Annotated in this window: 16 protein-coding genes; 11 read left to right on the plus strand and 5 right to left on the minus strand. The window is 33.2% G+C overall.

The features are described 5' to 3' along the window. The first annotated feature begins 89 nt into the window (after positions 1-89). From KHA98_RS21610 to KHA98_RS21625, 4 genes are all read left to right on the plus strand, one after another. Entirely contained in the window at positions 90-1,127 is a 1,038-nt protein-coding gene (locus KHA98_RS21610; protein ID WP_213260066.1) for a sensor histidine kinase, read from the plus strand. Then, on the plus strand, positions 1,127-1,834 hold the full coding sequence (locus KHA98_RS21615; protein ID WP_213260067.1) for a LytR/AlgR family response regulator transcription factor: 708 nt from the start codon (positions 1,127-1,129) through the stop codon (positions 1,832-1,834). The genes KHA98_RS21610 and KHA98_RS21615 overlap by 1 nt, the downstream gene beginning before the upstream one ends. A gap of 98 nt (positions 1,835-1,932) precedes the next feature. Next, positions 1,933-2,406: a hypothetical protein gene (locus tag KHA98_RS21620; RefSeq protein ID WP_213260068.1), complete on the plus strand. Its 474-nt coding sequence runs from the start codon at positions 1,933-1,935 to the stop codon at positions 2,404-2,406. Positions 2,407-2,514: 108 nt separating this feature from the next. Then, complete coding sequence (locus KHA98_RS21625; protein ID WP_213260069.1) at positions 2,515-3,009, plus strand: hypothetical protein; 495 nt, start codon at positions 2,515-2,517, stop codon at positions 3,007-3,009. 255 nt (positions 3,010-3,264) lie between these two features. On the opposite strand, the gene KHA98_RS21630 is transcribed toward KHA98_RS21625, so the two are convergent. The 5 genes from KHA98_RS21630 to KHA98_RS21650 form a co-directional block, all read right to left on the minus strand. Next, the gene (locus tag KHA98_RS21630; RefSeq protein WP_213260070.1) at positions 3,265-4,029 is read right to left on the minus strand and encodes an SDR family oxidoreductase; all 765 of its coding nucleotides are present in this window, start codon (positions 4,027-4,029) and stop codon (positions 3,265-3,267) included. 333 nt (positions 4,030-4,362) lie between these two features. After that, on the minus strand, positions 4,363-5,286 hold the full coding sequence (locus KHA98_RS21635; protein ID WP_213260071.1) for a helix-turn-helix domain-containing protein: 924 nt from the start codon (positions 5,284-5,286) through the stop codon (positions 4,363-4,365). A 333-nt stretch (positions 5,287-5,619) separates the two neighbouring features. Then, the gene (locus KHA98_RS21640; protein WP_213260072.1) at positions 5,620-6,183 is read right to left on the minus strand and encodes a 2'-5' RNA ligase family protein; all 564 of its coding nucleotides are present in this window, start codon (positions 6,181-6,183) and stop codon (positions 5,620-5,622) included. Positions 6,184-6,206: 23 nt separating this feature from the next. Continuing rightward, positions 6,207-6,521, minus strand: a complete 315-nt coding sequence (locus KHA98_RS21645) for a hypothetical protein (protein WP_213260073.1) — start codon at positions 6,519-6,521, stop codon at positions 6,207-6,209. 488 nt (positions 6,522-7,009) lie between these two features. Then, positions 7,010-7,948 (minus strand): alpha/beta hydrolase, encoded by a 939-nt coding sequence (locus tag KHA98_RS21650; RefSeq protein WP_213260074.1) that lies wholly within the window; start codon positions 7,946-7,948, stop codon positions 7,010-7,012. 394 nt (positions 7,949-8,342) lie between these two features. Between KHA98_RS21650 and KHA98_RS21655 the strand changes: the two genes are divergently transcribed. From KHA98_RS21655 to KHA98_RS21685, 7 genes are all read left to right on the plus strand, one after another. Then, positions 8,343-9,812, plus strand: a complete 1,470-nt coding sequence (locus tag KHA98_RS21655) for an MFS transporter (RefSeq protein WP_213260075.1) — start codon at positions 8,343-8,345, stop codon at positions 9,810-9,812. Positions 9,813-9,900: 88 nt separating this feature from the next. Further along, positions 9,901-10,740 carry a 5-dehydro-4-deoxy-D-glucuronate isomerase gene (kduI, locus tag KHA98_RS21660; RefSeq protein ID WP_213260076.1) on the plus strand — a complete coding sequence of 280 codons (840 nt, stop codon included), beginning with the start codon at positions 9,901-9,903 and terminating at the stop codon, positions 10,738-10,740. A 5-nt stretch (positions 10,741-10,745) separates the two neighbouring features. Next, a complete protein-coding gene (locus tag KHA98_RS21665) occupies positions 10,746-11,534 on the plus strand; it encodes a gluconate 5-dehydrogenase (RefSeq protein WP_213260077.1) in 789 nt (262 codons plus the stop codon). Positions 11,535-11,557: 23 nt separating this feature from the next. Beyond that, positions 11,558-12,964, plus strand: a complete 1,407-nt coding sequence (gene uxaC / locus KHA98_RS21670; protein ID WP_213260078.1) for a glucuronate isomerase — start codon at positions 11,558-11,560, stop codon at positions 12,962-12,964. A gap of 127 nt (positions 12,965-13,091) precedes the next feature. Further along, positions 13,092-14,114, plus strand: coding sequence for a sugar kinase (locus tag KHA98_RS21675; RefSeq protein WP_213260079.1), 1,023 nt, complete (start codon positions 13,092-13,094; stop codon positions 14,112-14,114). A 12-nt stretch (positions 14,115-14,126) separates the two neighbouring features. Continuing rightward, complete coding sequence (locus KHA98_RS21680) at positions 14,127-14,795, plus strand: bifunctional 4-hydroxy-2-oxoglutarate aldolase/2-dehydro-3-deoxy-phosphogluconate aldolase (protein ID WP_213260080.1); 669 nt, start codon at positions 14,127-14,129, stop codon at positions 14,793-14,795. Between the two features lie 222 nt (positions 14,796-15,017). Further along, positions 15,018-16,466: a tagaturonate reductase gene (locus KHA98_RS21685; RefSeq protein ID WP_213260081.1), complete on the plus strand. Its 1,449-nt coding sequence runs from the start codon at positions 15,018-15,020 to the stop codon at positions 16,464-16,466. The last annotated feature ends 11 nt before the right edge of the window (positions 16,467-16,477 follow it).

Below are 16,477 nucleotides of genomic sequence, written 5' to 3' on the forward strand. Positions count from 1 at the left end.
GCACTAGTAAATGACGAATTGAATTGGTCATTTATTAGAAATAATAATTAAAATTTTGTGCGAACTTTGTAAACTATTTAAAATGAAAAATGAGCATAAAATTTGATAACATTCTGGATAACAAATGGTGGCAGGAAATTGCCGTTGTCGCGTTTTCCTTTACCATATATACTTTAAAAAACGATTGGATGTTGTTTAGTTCTGCGACATCGATCTTAATGGGTATTTTTTTCTACTGTATTCTTTACATGCATGCGCAGTTTAATCGTTTTTTTCTTCTTCCGATATTATTTAAAACCCGCCGACCAATAACGTATATATTACTTACCATTTTTGGAGTTTTAGTATTCTCTATAGTTTTATTTGAGATAACTAAACTGGACATGTTTAGTAATTGTCGGTTATATCAAAACTCGCATCAAAGAAGTTATGTGTATCATCTGGCTAGTGTTTTAGGAACTTTGGTTTGTATTCTGAGTCCCATTATTGTTTTTAAATTCTACAGAATTCACAGAAGACGTACAGAAGAAACGTTACTTTTCAACCAAATGCAACTGAATTCATTGAAAGGGCAGTTAAATCCGCACTTTTTATTCAATACGTTTAATACATTGTATGGTATTAGTTTGGAATTTCCGGAAAGAACACCAGATTTAATTATGAAAGTTTCGCAGTTAATGCGTTATCAGTTAGAGAGTAACAATAAACAATGTGTATCTTTAGAAGACGAACTGGAATTTATAAATAGTTATGTACAGCTTGAAAAAGAGCGTGTAGGATATCGTTGTGATATTACATTCGACTCTAAAGTTGATAATGAAAATGCCTATAAAATTTCGCCGATGCTTTTAATTGCTTTTATCGAAAATGCTTTTAAACACGGAACTTGCGCTATAGAAAAGTGTTTCGTTAGAATTTTTATTACGGCCGAAGAGGGAAATCTTCATTTGCATGTTGTAAATTCAATTCCGACGAAAAAAACAGATGTAGTTTCGACTAAAATTGGTTTAAAAAATACAATTGAAAGACTGAATTTAATTTATGGTAAAAACTATAAACTGGATATTCAGGACGAAAAAAACACCTATATCGTTGACCTTAAACTGCAACTGAAAAAGTTTGTATAATGAAAGAGCCAAAAAAATGTATAATTGTCGATGATGAACCCGCTGCGCATTATGTGCTGGCGAATTATATCAAACAAAATCCGCAGTTAGAATTGGTTTTTCAGGGTTACAACGGTATAGAAGCAATGGATTATCTGCGTGAAAACAAGGTTGATTTAATGTTTTTGGATATCAATATGCCGGAAATATCAGGAATGGAATTATTAAAGATTATTCCCAATCATCCTAAAACGATCTTGACAACGGCTTATTCTGAATTTGCTTTGGAAAGTTATGATTATGGGGTAATTGATTATTTACTGAAACCTATTTATTTTCCGAGATTTCTTAAAGCGGTTGATCGTTTTTTTTCAATGGAAAATATAAAAAGTAAAGAAGAGGAAGCAATTATAAATAGTGTTAGTGTAAAAGTTGATGGTTATTTTATTGATATAGAACTGGATCAGCTTTTGTTTGCACAAAGCTTTGGAAACTATGTAAAACTGCATACTGTAAAGCGTACTTATCTCGCATCGATTACGACAACTGAACTTGAAAAATGCTTGCCGGAAAAGCATTTTATGCGAATTCATAAATCGTACATTGTAGCTTTGGATAAAATAGAAGCAGCTGATAAAGACTTTGTTACTATTAAAAATGAAAAACTTCCAATTGGAATTACTTATAAAAGAGAACTTACAGACAGAATAAAGAAATTTGATATTTAGAATTTGTTTATATAACAAAAAAAGAGTTGAAAAAGATTCGTGCTTAATTAAAAAGTAGTAATTTTAATACATTGCTAAATTTAATTAAAAGTAGAATCATGAAAAATGTATTGTTGATAGCGACTTTTTTATGCAGTAGTTTTTTAATTGCACAAGAGGGTACTAATATGAAAAAAGTAGTTACGCCACCAGAAAAGGTGAAATTTGCTTTTGAAAGAGAATATCCGGGAAAAGTATCAGTTTGGTCTGAAGAATATGTTGGTGACGACAATGATGAAATTAGGTATGAAGCCAAATTTAAAACAGATAAAAATACAGAAGCCGTAGCGGTTTATGATAATCTGGGTGTTTTAAAAGCGTATGAATTGCAAATTCCATTGAGTCAGTTGCCAAAAAAAGCACAAAATTATTTAAAGAAAAACTATGCGGCAAAGGCAATTAAAGAAATTGCTGTTGTTGTAGATGATAAAACTAAAACTACTTATGAAGTTGGAGTACAAAAAGACTCCAAATTTTATGATGTTGTTTTCGATAAAAATGGTGGTTTTGATGTTAGTATTGAGAAAAATTAGCAGCTTTTAACGGATATCAAAAAATATATGTAAAAACTTACATTTTTTAAAAAGTAAGATCTTTATTATGTTATATTTGAACTCTAAAATTTTAATAATAACATATAAATGAAAAACGTTCTTTTATTTGGTGCCTTTCTGTACTGTAGTTTGACAATGTGTCAAAACGGAGTTTTGGTGCCGCCCGATAATGTAATAATGGCTTTTGAAAAACAATACCCTAATAATAAACAGAGAACCTGGACAATAGAGTACGGTACAGATGATGAAACAAGATTTGAAGCAAAATTTAAAACAGCAGCAAAAACAACGGGGTATGCACTTTATGATCAATATGGTGTTTTTAAATCTTATAAAGAGCAAGTAACAAATACTAAACTTCCTAAAAATGCACAGCTTTATCTGGATAGTAATTTTTCTGTAAAAACTAAGTCAAAAAGAAAGTCTAAGATAATAGCAAAACCGATTGCAAGAGAGACGTTTAGTGTTATAGATGCAAAGAACAAATTATTATATGAAGTTGGCGTAAAAAAGGAAGGAAAGAATTATCATTTATTCTTTGACGAGCAGGGAAATTACATAAGAACAGTTCAGATTAAATAACAAAAAACACTTACTAATTCAATTATAATTAATGGACAAACCCGACAAGTTTTAAAACTTGTCGGGTTTTGTTTTTATGCGTTTTTTGTTTCAAGTTTGAAGTTGATATTCTTTGTGTGTTTATAGCTGCAAGGGGGCAAGTTTTTTAAACTATAAGTATAGAAATGCAAAGTTCGTAAAGCTTTATGTAAAAAACTTTGCGAACCTTGCGTAAAACTTAGCGTTCTCTGCGGTTAAACTTGAAACCTGAAACTTTTAAAGCATCATTCCTCCTGACACTTCAATGCGCTGCGCGTTAACCCAACGTGCATCTTCTGTACATAAAAATGCAACCACACCTCCAATGTCATCTGGTAAACCAACTCTTCCTAAAGCTGTTAACGAGGCAATATGTTGATTTAGTTGTTCATTATCTCTTACTGCACCATGACCAAAATCTGTTTCTATTGCGCCCGGAGCAACAATATTTACTTTGATTTTTCTTGCGCCTAATTCTTTAGCCTGGTATTTTGTAAGTGTTTCCATTGCACCTTTCATAGAAGCATAAGCCGCATATCCGGGAAAAGAAAAACGAGCCAAACCTGTTGAAATATTTACGATTCCGCCGCCATCATTCATAACATTCAATGATTTTTGAGTTAAAAAGAAAGGCCCTTTAAATTGAATATTACTTAATTCGTCAAAATCAGTTTCTGTAGTTTCGATAAAAGGTTTGTGAATTCCGATTCCGGCATTATTAACCAGAAAATCAAATTTATCAGTATTAAAAATGTTTTTTAAAGTTGCTTTTACTTCTCCTAAAAAAGCATCAAAAGTATCTGATTTAGCTACATTCAACTGTAGAGAAGCGGCTCTTTGACCTAAGCTTTCAATTTCTTTGACAACCATATCAGCTTCTTCCTTTTTACTATTGTAGGTTATTATTACGTCGATTCCTTTTTTTGCAATTGCAATTGCCATGTTTTTTCCTAAGCCTCTGCTTCCTCCGGTTACCAAAGCTATTTTTGTATTTACTGCCATTTTTTTAATTGTTAATTGTGAGTTTGTAAAATGTGAAATGTTGCTTGTGAAAATTATCATTTAATTTTCTGATTTAATAAGACAAAGGTAGGAGTGAAGTAGAGTTGGGGAATTGTAAATATCAAACTGATGTTTGCGAAATTCAAATCATGTAGTAAATTTCAATTTTTTTAAATCCCAAATTCCAATTGCACAACTTTGTCAAAGTTTTAAACTTTGACAAAGTTCTACTGAAACCTGAAACCTGAAACCTGAAACCTGAAACCTGAAACCTGAAACCTGAAACCTGAACCTGAAACCTGAACCTGAAAAACCTGAAACCTGAAACAAAAACTAACTCCTAAAAGCTAGTGGCGTTAATGAAGTTTGTTTTTTAAAGAAATTAGAAAAATGTGCTAATTCTTCAAAACCAAGCGAAAAGGCAATTTCAGAAATGTTCCAATCTGTTTGTTTTAAAAGGATTTTAGCTTCGTTTGTTAATCTGGAACTAATTAATTCTGTGGTGGTTTTTCCGGTATTTTCCTTTAAAACCTTATTTAAATGATTGACGTGAACGGATAATCTGGAAGCAAAATCTTTAGCGGTTCTCAATTCCAGTTTTTGATGTGGTGATTCAATTGGGAATTGTCGTTCTAATAATTCCGCAAATAAAGAGGATACTCTCGCAGCTGAATTATGTTTAGAATATAAAGCAGTTATCGGTTGTAATTTTTGTCCGAAGTGAATTAATTCCGCGACATAATTTCGAATTAAATCATACTTATAAATATAATCGGAATTGATTTCTTTTTGTATTTTGTTGAAAATCAATTCAACTTCTGAAACTTCTTCGTCTGAAAGTTGAAAAATAGGATAACCGTTTGAAGCAAAAATAGGAAGACCGTCTAAATCAATTCCGCTTTTGTTTTTGGATAAAAATTCACTTGTAAAAACACAAAATTGTCCCGATTGATTGGTGTCTTGTGGTAGATAATTATACGGAATTTTGGGAGTTGCAAATAACAATCCCTGTTTTTTGATTTCGATTATTTTGTCGGCATATTCCGCTTTGTTTTTACCTTTTATCAAACTTATTTTATAATAAGCTCTTCTGTCATAAGGCATCACTGATTTTCCCTGCATGCGCTCAAGAAGTTCTTTAATATCAAAAACATTAAAATGACCAATTTCTTTTTGAATATCATTTGGAAGCAAAGAGTTCGGATCGACTGTTGAGCCTTCTGTAATGTCCTGGTAAAAAGAATCAAGGGATTTCATATTGCAGAGAATTGTAAAATTCAAATATACGAAAAAAATAAAGACTGGTTTTTGGTTGTTTAAAGTTTCAGGTTTCAAGTTGGGTTTGACTGCAAACAAAGAGCGCAAAAAAAAATATTGGAGACGAATTGGCTCGCAAAGGCGCGAAGGCGCTAAGGCACAAAGTTTTTTTAATGTTGTTGTGGATATGTCTCGCAAAGGCGCAAAAACGCAAAGTTTTTTCAAAGCTTATTCAAATATAACCCAAGGTTTCAACCTTGGGTACGTATGGTAAATAAATGCGCTCCCAATATTGAAACCTTAAGCCTTAGCGCCTTCGTGGCGAAAAAAAAATCAAAACAAACTCCTCTGCACAAATTCAGGCTCTGGATTACTTCCAAATTTATAAGTATCAATTATAAAAAACTGTTTTTTGATGGGATCAAGTTCTCTCAGAACAATTTCCTGACAGAGGAAATCAATATTAATTTTAGTAAAAAGCTGAGATGCAATTTTAAGATTTTCGGGAGTTAATCTTCGCCCGATTGACATGTGCGGGTCGTCACTTTTTTTAAGCTTTAAAGATTTTAAAGTTTCCTGAGTCTTTTTCATGACTGGTTTAAGATTGTTTTTAGAATCTTCATTTGGCGCAGCAAAAAAGGCTCCGCTATTCTCATAAGAATCAAAATGATCTAAATGAACAGGAAAAGGTGTAAAAGTATCACAGATTTTAAAAATCTTTTGTTTGTGTTTTTCTATTTCTGAATCGTCAATTGTAAATTCACAAATCGTAATATGTGCAATAGAATTAGAACTGCTATACCAGCCGATTTTGCTTTTTAAATCTTCTTTCATTGTTTTGAAAGAATTAATTACTTCAAGAGAAGGATAAATTGCGACTGAATACTTTTTTTCCATTTTTAGGGCTTTGAATTGCAAATTTAAAGCTTTCCTTTCAAATGTAATCGGTGTAAAATCTCAGATTTCAATAAACCGCTTCCGCCGCCAAAATGCTCGATGACTTCTACATCTGGTTGGTTTTTTAAGCAGAAAGAGGTAAATTCTTTTTCGACATGATCTTCAATTCCGGAACTCAAAAGAACAATGTCTATTTTGTGATTTTGAAAATACTCCTGAGCTTCATTTTCGTTGTTGAAAGCAATCGCATTCCAGTTCTCATCGGCATTTACCAATCGAAGTAAAATAGCCAGAATGGCTTCATTTTTTCCCAGTAATAAAAATTCAAGAGTTTTCATGGTCTTTAGATTTATAAAGCAAATTTATCAGTATAAAGTTTATTCTGGACTTAATCTAGGATAAGAAATGAACTAAAAACTATTAAAATTTTCATAAAACTCAATATTATATTGATTGTTGATTAAAATTAAATCAGCCTCATATTTCAGAGGTTCAGTATTTTATAAATTTAACTAATTGTTGTGAACTTTAAAAAAATGTAAAGATTTTGTTAGAATGAGGAAAGCCGTAATGTTTTATGTAATGAGGCTTGTAAATTTGCCCTGTGAAAGTCGAGGTTTTAGATGTTTTTTTTACCTTTTTAATATCGCAGGCTTTTACAAAACTGTTTTTGGAGAAACAATTTAATTAATTAAAATTTGACGCATTCATTTGATCGTGGGTACCTTTGTATAAGTTTGCAAGAATACAATAAAGTCTAATTTTACGGGGTTTTTAGATTTGGTTTAACAGACTAAATTTAAAGGCCCTTTTTTTATTTTCAAAATTAAAGATTGTGACTCTTTAACCATTCCTGACAATCTGTTGTCCAGTTTTTACTTGTGTCTTTTACACCTAATCCAAAACCATGACCTCCATTTTGATATAAATGTAACTCGCAGGTAACTTCATGTTTTTTGAGTGCCAGATAATAGTTAATACTGTTTTCGGGAATTACAACGGTATCATCTGTTGCATGAACTAAAAAAGTTATTGGAGTCTGAACGGTAACATTCTTCTCGCCAGAGTACGAATCTATTAATTTTTGTGAAGGATTGTTTCCAAGTAAATTGGTCTGAGATCCTTTGTGTGTTATTTCGTTTTGCATTGAAATAACCGGATAAATTAAAATAGAAAAATCAGGTCTGGCACTTGTTTTTGATGCCGTTTCGTATGTTTTATCATTATAATGTGTTGCCAGTGTTGCTGCCAAATGACCTCCGGCAGAAAACCCAATTGTACCAATTTTATTAGTATCGATATTCCATTTTGCTGCATTTTCTCTCACATAGCGTACAGCTTCCTGAGCATCCTGAAGCGGTCCTATAGTTTTGTTTTTCATTATAGCATCATTGGGCAATCGATATTTTAAAACAAAGGCAACAATACCCAGATTATTGAACCATTGTGCCACTTTAGTTCCTTCTTTATCTATGGCAAGATGAGAATATCCTCCTCCCGGAAAAATAATTACAGCAGTTTGATTGGGCTTGGAAACAGCTGGAAGAAAAACAGTCAAAGTGGGTACAGTAACCAGACTGGTGCTTTGAAGCACTCCGTCTTTACTACTTTGATTTTCTTTATAAGTCGAGGATTGTATTTCGTCAGGGATTTTACTCCACAGCGGAATTATTTGGTTTTGTGCACTTACGGTATTAATGAATACAAAAAATAGAAAGGCATTTATACAGGTCTTTGTTAATAATATTGATTTTAAGTTTTTCACGGGTACGAGGTTTATAGATTTAAGTTTATTTCTGTAAAGTTTGAGGAGGTCATTTTTGATGCGTTTATTGAAAATCCAAATATGATTTTGCAACAATAAATTCAAGTACAATTTTACCCCTTGAAACGGACTATTTTTACATATTAGGTTTTAACAAATATATTGTTTAATCTGTAAATTTGTATTATATTTTTTAAATCATGCGTTTATTTGCTATGATAAAATAATTTTTTATGTAATTTATTTGGTTTATAAAGATTTAAAACTATATTTGTGCAATCGATTACATTATTTGATTTTGTTTAGTTTAAATCATTAGTTTTTAATGTTTTTAAATTTAGTTCAAAGATGAAATCTAATAATTAAAAAACAAAAAACTAAGACTATCTAAACCATGAACCAATCAGAAACCATTATTGCGAATCAAGCTGTAAAATCTACAGGAAAATATCGTTGGAGTATCTGTGCATTACTCTTTTTTGCAACCACAATTAATTATCTTGACAGACAAGTTCTTTCGTTAACATGGAGCGATTTTATAGCCCCGGAATTTCACTGGACCAATAACGATTACGGAAACATCACCGCTTTGTTTTCTATTTTTTATGCTGTATCACTTTTGTTTGCAGGTAGATTTGTAGATTGGTTAGATACAAAAAAAGGATTTCTTTGGGCAATTGGTATCTGGTCTGTAGGAGCTTGTTTGCATGCATTTTGCGGAATTGCAACTTCAGGAATTATTACCGGTAACTGGTTAGTAGGATTTCATGGTTCAAAAGAAATAATCAGTACGGTGAGTGATACTGCATTGGTAATCAATGTAAGTGTGTCATTATTTATTTTTGCCCGTTTTGTTTTGGCAGTTGGTGAAGCCGGGAACTTTCCTGCGGCTATTAAAACTACAGCCGAATATTTTCCTAAAAAAGATCGAGCATTTGCAACTAGTATTTTCAATGCCGGTGCAACTGTTGGAGCTTTAGCTGCTCCAATTACAATTCCTTTTATTGCGGAATCTTTTGGTTGGGAAATGTCTTTTATTATTATTGGAGCTTTAGGATTTATCTGGATGGGTTTCTGGATGTTTATGTATGATAAACCTGAAAAACATTCAAGAGTAACGACAGAGGAACTAGCTTATATTCAGCAAGATGATATTGCAGATCGTAAACTAGAAGGATATGTTCCGGAAACCTCTTCAAAAGTTTCTTTAATGGAATGTTTTAAATACAAACAAACGTGGGCTTTTGCGTTCGGAAAGTTTATGACTGATGGAGTTTGGTGGTTCTTTTTATTCTGGACTCCGGCTTATTTAAGTTCTGTTTACGGAATGGATTCTACAGAAGCAGCTTTGCCATTGTTTGTACTTTATATGATTACATTATTATCGATTATAGGAGGCTGGTTGCCAACTTATTTTGTGGAGAAAAAGGGAATGAATCCGTACGAAGGAAGAATGAGAGCCATGTTGATCTTTGCATTTTTTCCTTTATTAGCATTAATCGCGCAGCCTTTGGGTTATATAAGTTACTGGATTCCAATAATCATTATCGGAATTGCAGGAGCAGCACACCAATCCTGGTCGGCAAATATTTTTACTACTGTAGGGGATATGTTTCCTAAAAAAGCAATTGCAACCATTACAGGAATTGGAGGATTAGCGGGAGGAGTTGGTTCTACAATTATTAATAAAGGTTCTGGATTATTATTTGATCACGCCAAAGAAACTAATATGGTTTTTATGGGCTTTAAAGGTATTGAGGCTGGTTATTTTATTATTTTCTCTATTTGTGCTGTTTGTTACTTAACAGGTTGGATTGTAATGAAGTCATTAGTTCCTAAATACAGCCCGATTACAAATTTATAATATAGAAACAGTTTTTTTTCGTCTTTAATGATGCTTTTTAAATATAAAAATATAATTTTGTGCAATCGATTACATTAAATTAAAAATTATGACAAAATACAGTTCAAGATACGCGTCAAGCCCCGAAGCAGTAAAAAAATACGATACACAACAATTGAGAGAAGAATTCTTAATTGATGACTTAATGCAGGAAGATGAAGTGGTTTTGGTTTATTCTCATTACGACAGATATATTGCTGGATCTGCAGTTCCTGTAAAAGGAGATTTAGCGTTAGAAACGATTGATCCGCTTAAAGCATCTTATTTTTTAGAGCGAAGAGAGTTAGGAATTATCAATGTTGGAGGAAGTGGTTCTGTTGTAGTTGAAGGAAAAACTTTTGAGTTAGGTTTTAAAGATGCTTTGTATATCGGTAGCGGAAATAAAGAAGTTATTTTTAAAAGTAACGACAGTAAAAATCCAGCTAAATATTATATCAATTCTGCACCGGCGCATATAACTTACCCAACGGTAAAAGTAAGTCTGGAAGAAGCAAATAAATTACAATTGGGAACGATGGAAACGGCAAATCATCGTACGGTAAACCAAATGATTATTGGCAGCGTGGTAACTACTTGCCAATTGCAAATGGGAATGACGGAATTAAGACCTGGAAGTGTTTGGAATACAATGCCGGCACACGTTCATGATCGCAGAATGGAAGTTTATTTTTATTTGGATATTCCGGAGAATCAGGCTGTTTGTCACTTTATGGGACAACCACAGGAAACCAGACATATCTGGATGAACAATCATCAGGCAGTAATTTCTCCGCCTTGGTCTATTCACTCCGGTTCAGGAACAAGTAATTATACTTTTATCTGGGGAATGGCTGGTGAGAATCTGGATTACGGAGATATGGATGTTTGTAAAATCACCGACTTAAGATAAAAATTATGACAAATTTATTTGATATAAAAGGAAAAGTTGCCCTTATCACAGGAAGTACACACGGACTTGGTATGGCAATGGCAAAAGGATTAGGTCAGGCAGGAGCAACGATAGTTGTAAATGGTAATTCTTCTCAGCAAAAAATAGATGATGCCGTAAAGGAGCTTAAAAGCGAAGGAATCAATGCAGTTGGATATAAGTTTAATGTAACAGAAGAAAAAGAAGTTATTGAGGCTGTTCAGAAAATTCAAAGCGAAGTCGGACCAATTGATATTCTGATTAACAACGCAGGGATTATCAAAAGAATTCCTTTGCTTGAAATGGAAGTTGCTGATTTTAGAGAAGTGATTGATATTGATTTGGTTAGTCCGTTTATTGTTTCAAAACATGTTGCAAAAGGAATGATCGAAAGAAAGCAGGGTAAAATTATCAATATCTGCTCTATGATGAGTGAATTGGGGCGCAGTACGGTAAGTGCTTACGCAGCTGCCAAAGGCGGTTTGAAAATGCTGACCAAAAACATGGCAACAGAATGGGCAAAACACAATATTCAGATTAACGGAATTGGTCCTGGTTATTTCGCAACCGAACAAACAAAACCAATCAGAGTTGACGGACATCCTTTTAATGATTTCATTATAAGCAGAACGCCGGCAGCAAAATGGGGAGATCCGGGTGATTTGGCCGGAGCAGCTATATTTTTATCTTCTAAAGCAAGTGATTTTGTCAACGGACATATTTTATACGTTGATGGTGGAATTCTTGCAACTATTGGTAAACCATCAAACGAATAACGATTCAATTTTATAAAAAAGACATGAGTTCAAATAACACTTTTATAAACGATAATTTTCTGCTTGAAAATAAATATGCTGAAGAGTTATATCATAATTATTCTAAAAATCAGCCTATAATAGATTACCACAATCATTTGAATCCTCAGTTTATTGCTGAAGATAAAATTTTTGATAACATAACAAATGTCTGGATTAACGGAGATCACTACAAATGGCGTGCAATGCGTACTTTGGGGATCAACGAGCAGTTTGTAACAGGAAAGGGTTCAGATAAAGATAAGTTCTTAAACTGGGCAAAAACAGTTCCGTACACGATGCGTAATCCATTGTATCACTGGACGCATTTAGAATTGGCACGTTATTTTGATATCTATGATCTTCTGAATGAAAAAACAGCAGAGAAAATCTATATCGAAACTTCTGAGAAAATAAATTCTCAGGCATATAGCACACAAAATCTGCTTAAAAAAGTAAATGCTGAATTAGTTTGTACTACCGAAGACCCGATTGACAGTTTAGAGTTTCATCAAAAACTGACTCAAAATCCAATTGGAACTAAAATGAGTACAGCTTTCAGACCTGATAAAGCGATCCTTATTTCTAATGAGGGTTATAATGCATATCTGGACACATTAGGGGATGTGTCCGGAATTGCAATTCAGTCTTATTCTGATTTAAGAAGCGCATTAAAAAAGAGAATTGAATTTTTTGCTGCAAATGGTTGTAAATTAAGTGATCACGGATTAGATCAGATTTATTTTGAAGAATTTACAGAAAATGAAGTAGCTGCAATTTTCAAAAAGAAAAGAGAAAACCGAGTTATTACGCCAGAAGAAGCGTTGAAATTTCAAAGTGCCATTTTGTTATTCTTATCAGAGACTTATCATGAGTTTGGCTGGGTACAACAATTTCACTTAGGTGCACTTCGTAATAATAATGCGCGTATGCACAGGATTTTAGGCCCGGATACAGGATGGGATTCTATTGGAGATTATCCTCAGGCGCAAAAATTATCCTCTTTCCTGAATGCTTTAGACAGTAAAGACAAATTGACTAAAACAATTATTTACAATCTGAATCCTGCAGATAATGAAGTGATGGCAACCATGATTGGAAATTTCAACGATGGTAGCGTTCGCGGAAAAGTACAATTTGGGTCTGGATGGTGGTTTTTGGATCAGAAAGACGGAATGACAAAGCAATTAAATGCACTTTCAAATATGGGCTTAATTAGCTGTTTTGTTGGAATGTTGACAGATTCAAGAAGCTTTTTATCGTTCCCAAGACACGAATATTTCAGACGTATTTTATGTAATCTTTTAGGAGATGAAATAAAACGCGGAGAATTGCCAAACGATATGGAATGGATCGGAAAATTAGTTTCTGATATTTCATATAACAACGCAAAAGAATATTTCAAATTTTAATAGATATAATTTAACTATTAAGGCATTAAGAGAAAGAAGTAGTAATACTTAATAAACTTAAAGTTTTAAGTGCAGAATTTTAAAAAAAGTAAAGCTTAATTTTCTTAATGGTAAAATAAAAAAAAATATGAGTAGAGTAGTTGCATTTGGAGAAATCATGCTTCGTCTTTCGACGGAGAGACATTTACGTTTTTCACAAGCAAAAGCCTTTGGTGCTTCCTATGGCGGCGGCGAGTTTAATGTTTGTGTATCTCTGGCAAATTATGGTATAAATGCTGAATTTGTTACCAGATTACCTGAAAATGAAATTGGATTATCGGCCTTAAAGGAAATGCGAAAAATGAACGTTGAGTCCAAAAACATTCTGTATGGAGGAGAACGTTTAGGAATCTATTTTCTGGAAACCGGTGCCGGAACCCGCGGAAGTAATGTTGTTTATGATCGTGCTCACAGTGCAATGTCAACTATTGGAAAAGGTCAGATTGATTGGGAAAAAGTTCTTGATGGTGCTGAATGGTTTCATTGGAGCGGTATTACTCCGGCAATTTCTCAAAGTGCCGCAGAGGCTTGTTTAGAAGCGATTCAAACGGCTCATAAATTAGGGATTAAAATTTCATGCGATTTAAATTACAGATCAAAACTTTGGCAATACGGTAAAACACCAAGTGAAGTTATGCCGGAAATGCTGCAATACAGCAATGTAATTTTAGGAGATATTGATACAGCCTATTTTATGCTCGGAATTCCTAAGGTAAACCCAAATTATCAGGATGAGAAATCACTTCCGGTTTTATATACTAAACTGTTTGATTTGATTCCGAATCTACAAATAGCCGCAACTACGCTTCGTTATTCTGTTAGTGCTTCACATCAAAGAATTGGAGGAATTCTATTTGATGGAAAAGCCATTCACAGTGCAGCAGTTAAAGAAGTTACTCCGGTTGTAGACCGCGTAGGAAGTGGCGACGCCTTTATGGGCGGATTAATTTACGGTTTATTGGAATATCAGAAAAATAATCAAAGAGCATTAGATTTTGCAGTTGCAGCATGTTGCTTAAAACATACCATTGCAGGAGATTACAATCTGGTTACATTAAAAGAAGTTGAAAATATGATTGATGGTGATGGTTCTGCATTAGTATCAAGATAAAAAATATAAAAAATGGCAAAATATTCAAGAATTGAAGTTGCTTCGACAATGAAAGAGAACGGTATGGTTCCGTTGTTTTTTCATTCTGACATCGAATTAAGTAAAAAAGTTTTAAAAGCATGTTACGACGGAGGTTCCAGATTAATGGAGTTTACCAGCAGAGGTGATTTTGCGCATGAAGTTTTTGGAGCTTTAAACAAATACGCATTGGCAGAATTGCCAGGAATGATGTTAGGAGTTGGCTCTATTACAGATGCGGCTTCAGCTTCATTATACATGAGCTTAGGAGCAAATTTTATTGTAACTCCGGTTTTTAGAGAAGACATTGCAATTGTCTGCAACAGACGTAAAGTATTGTGGTCGCCAGGCTGCGGAACTCTTACGGAAATTGCAAGAGCCGAAGAATTAGGCTGTGAAATTGTAAAATTATTTCCCGGTGATATCTATGGACCGGAATTTATAAAAGCAATAAAAGGACCATGCCCGTGGACAAGCATAATGCCAACTGGAGGTGTTTTGCCAACTGTTGAAAGTTTGACTTCCTGGTTTAATGCAGGTGCATTTTGTGTGGGTATCGGTTCGCAATTAATTTCGAAAGATATACTTGATAATAAAGACTTTGACGGACTTCAAAAAAAGGTAAGTCAGGTTTTGGATATCATAAAAAATATTAAAAAATAAATAGGGAATAATCATACCAATTCCTTATTTAGATTGCGTTTTTTTTAGAGTTTTAGATGTTGTAATTGAGCATTACGCTTGCATAAATAGATCTTGTCACTCCTCACAGCAGGCTTTATTTTACTCTTTCAGGTGTAATGCTTCTTTTACAATGTAAATTCCCAAAAACAATAGGTAAGGTATTTAAATGTGGTTATTTATAACACTTTAAAGAGATTTATAATGGAAAAAATAAATAGATCAAATACAGGGCTTTCAGAAAAACTTCCGATAAAAATTGTACAATTTGGAGAAGGTAATTTTTTAAGAGCTTTTGTAGAATATGCTATTCAGAAATTAAATAATGAAGCTGATTTTAATGCCGGAATTGCTGTTGTACAGCCTATTGATAAAGGATTGGTGAAAATGATCAACGATCAGGATGGTTTGTATACTTTGTTCATGAAAGGCGTTAAAAAAGGAGAAGAAATTCAGGAAAAAGAATTGATTACCAATATTGTAAAAGCAGTTGATCCTTATGCTTCTTTTCAGGAGTTTTTAGCTTTGGCTAAAGAAGAAGAACTGGCTTTTATCATTTCAAATACAACAGAAGCGGGTATCGAGTATATTCAATCTGATTTGCCAACGATGCAGCCTCCGGTTTCTTTTCCTGCAAAATTAACGGTACTTTTGCATGAAAGATTTAAGCATTTTAAAGGTGATAAATCTAAGGCTCTAACAATTATTCCTTGCGAGTTAATTAATTATAACTCTGATACTTTAAAGGAAATTGTTTTGAAATATTGTGCAGATTGGAATCTGGAACCAGCATTTAAAAATTGGTTAATAGAGGATTGTTCTTTCCATAATACTTTGGTTGACAGAATTGTTCCCGGATATCCAAGAGATCAGATAGAAGAATACAATAGTCAGCTTACTTATAAAGATGATTTAATCGTAAGTGCCGAAAGTTTCTTTTTATGGGTAATTGAAGGAGATGATAAACTAAAAGCAAAACTTCCTTTTGACAAAACAGATTTAGATGTAAAAATCGTGGCAGATATGCAGCCATATCGTACACGTAAAGTTAGAATTCTAAATGGTGCACACACTGCAATGGTACCTTTTTCTTTGCTTTACGGAAATGAAACTGTAAAAGAAACCGTTGATAATGTATTCACAGGAGAATTCGTGAATAAAGTAGTTTTTGACGAAATCAATGAAACTTTAAACATGGACAGAGCTGAACTTACCAGTTTTGCTGAAGAAATATTAGATCGTTTCAGAAATCCGTTTATCAAACACTTATTGTCTTCTATTGCTTTAAATTCAATTTCGAAATTTAAAGTACGTGTTTTGCCAAGTTTAACAGGTTATGTTGCTGTTCACAAAAAACTTCCAGTGCATTTGACTTTTGCTTTTGCCTGTTTAATTCGTTTCTATAAAGGAACATGGAAAGGAGAAAGTTTACCGGTTAATGATAGCGAAGATATTACTTCTTTCTTTGACGGACTTTGGACATCAGATGATTATAATAAAATAGCACGACTTACTTTGCAGAATAAGAGTTTCTGGGAGGAAGATTTAACTACAATTCCTTCGCTGACAGATGCAATTACAAAAGCATTGGAAGAAATTGATGCAAATGGCGTAGAGCAAGGTTTCGTCAACTTTCAAAAATATTTAAATTAAAGAATTTACAT

This window comes from Flavobacterium branchiicola (assembly GCF_018383905.1).
Classification (GTDB): domain Bacteria; phylum Bacteroidota; class Bacteroidia; order Flavobacteriales; family Flavobacteriaceae; genus Flavobacterium; species Flavobacterium branchiicola.

Excerpts from the sequence above, each read along its gene's own strand:
- KHA98_RS21610 (WP_213260066.1), top strand. The coding sequence starts at position 90 with ATGAGCATAAAATTTGATAACATTCTGGATAACAAATGGTGGCAGGAA.
- KHA98_RS21645 (WP_213260073.1), bottom strand. The coding sequence starts at position 6,521 with ATGAAAACTCTTGAATTTTTATTACTGGGAAAAAATGAAGCCATTCTG.
- KHA98_RS21620 (WP_213260068.1), top strand. The coding sequence starts at position 1,933 with ATGAAAAATGTATTGTTGATAGCGACTTTTTTATGCAGTAGTTTTTTA.
- KHA98_RS21675 (WP_213260079.1), top strand. The coding sequence starts at position 13,092 with ATGAGTAGAGTAGTTGCATTTGGAGAAATCATGCTTCGTCTTTCGACG.
- KHA98_RS21615 (WP_213260067.1), top strand. The coding sequence starts at position 1,127 with ATGAAAGAGCCAAAAAAATGTATAATTGTCGATGATGAACCCGCTGCG.
- kduI (WP_213260076.1), top strand. The coding sequence starts at position 9,901 with ATGACAAAATACAGTTCAAGATACGCGTCAAGCCCCGAAGCAGTAAAA.
- KHA98_RS21685 (WP_213260081.1), top strand. The coding sequence starts at position 15,018 with ATGGAAAAAATAAATAGATCAAATACAGGGCTTTCAGAAAAACTTCCG.
- uxaC (WP_213260078.1), top strand. The coding sequence starts at position 11,558 with ATGAGTTCAAATAACACTTTTATAAACGATAATTTTCTGCTTGAAAAT.
- KHA98_RS21635 (WP_213260071.1), bottom strand. The coding sequence starts at position 5,286 with ATGAAATCCCTTGATTCTTTTTACCAGGACATTACAGAAGGCTCAACA.
- KHA98_RS21640 (WP_213260072.1), bottom strand. The coding sequence starts at position 6,183 with ATGGAAAAAAAGTATTCAGTCGCAATTTATCCTTCTCTTGAAGTAATT.
- KHA98_RS21625 (WP_213260069.1), top strand. The coding sequence starts at position 2,515 with ATGAAAAACGTTCTTTTATTTGGTGCCTTTCTGTACTGTAGTTTGACA.
- KHA98_RS21665 (WP_213260077.1), top strand. The coding sequence starts at position 10,746 with ATGACAAATTTATTTGATATAAAAGGAAAAGTTGCCCTTATCACAGGA.
- KHA98_RS21655 (WP_213260075.1), top strand. The coding sequence starts at position 8,343 with ATGAACCAATCAGAAACCATTATTGCGAATCAAGCTGTAAAATCTACA.
- KHA98_RS21630 (WP_213260070.1), bottom strand. The coding sequence starts at position 4,029 with ATGGCAGTAAATACAAAAATAGCTTTGGTAACCGGAGGAAGCAGAGGC.
- KHA98_RS21680 (WP_213260080.1), top strand. The coding sequence starts at position 14,127 with ATGGCAAAATATTCAAGAATTGAAGTTGCTTCGACAATGAAAGAGAAC.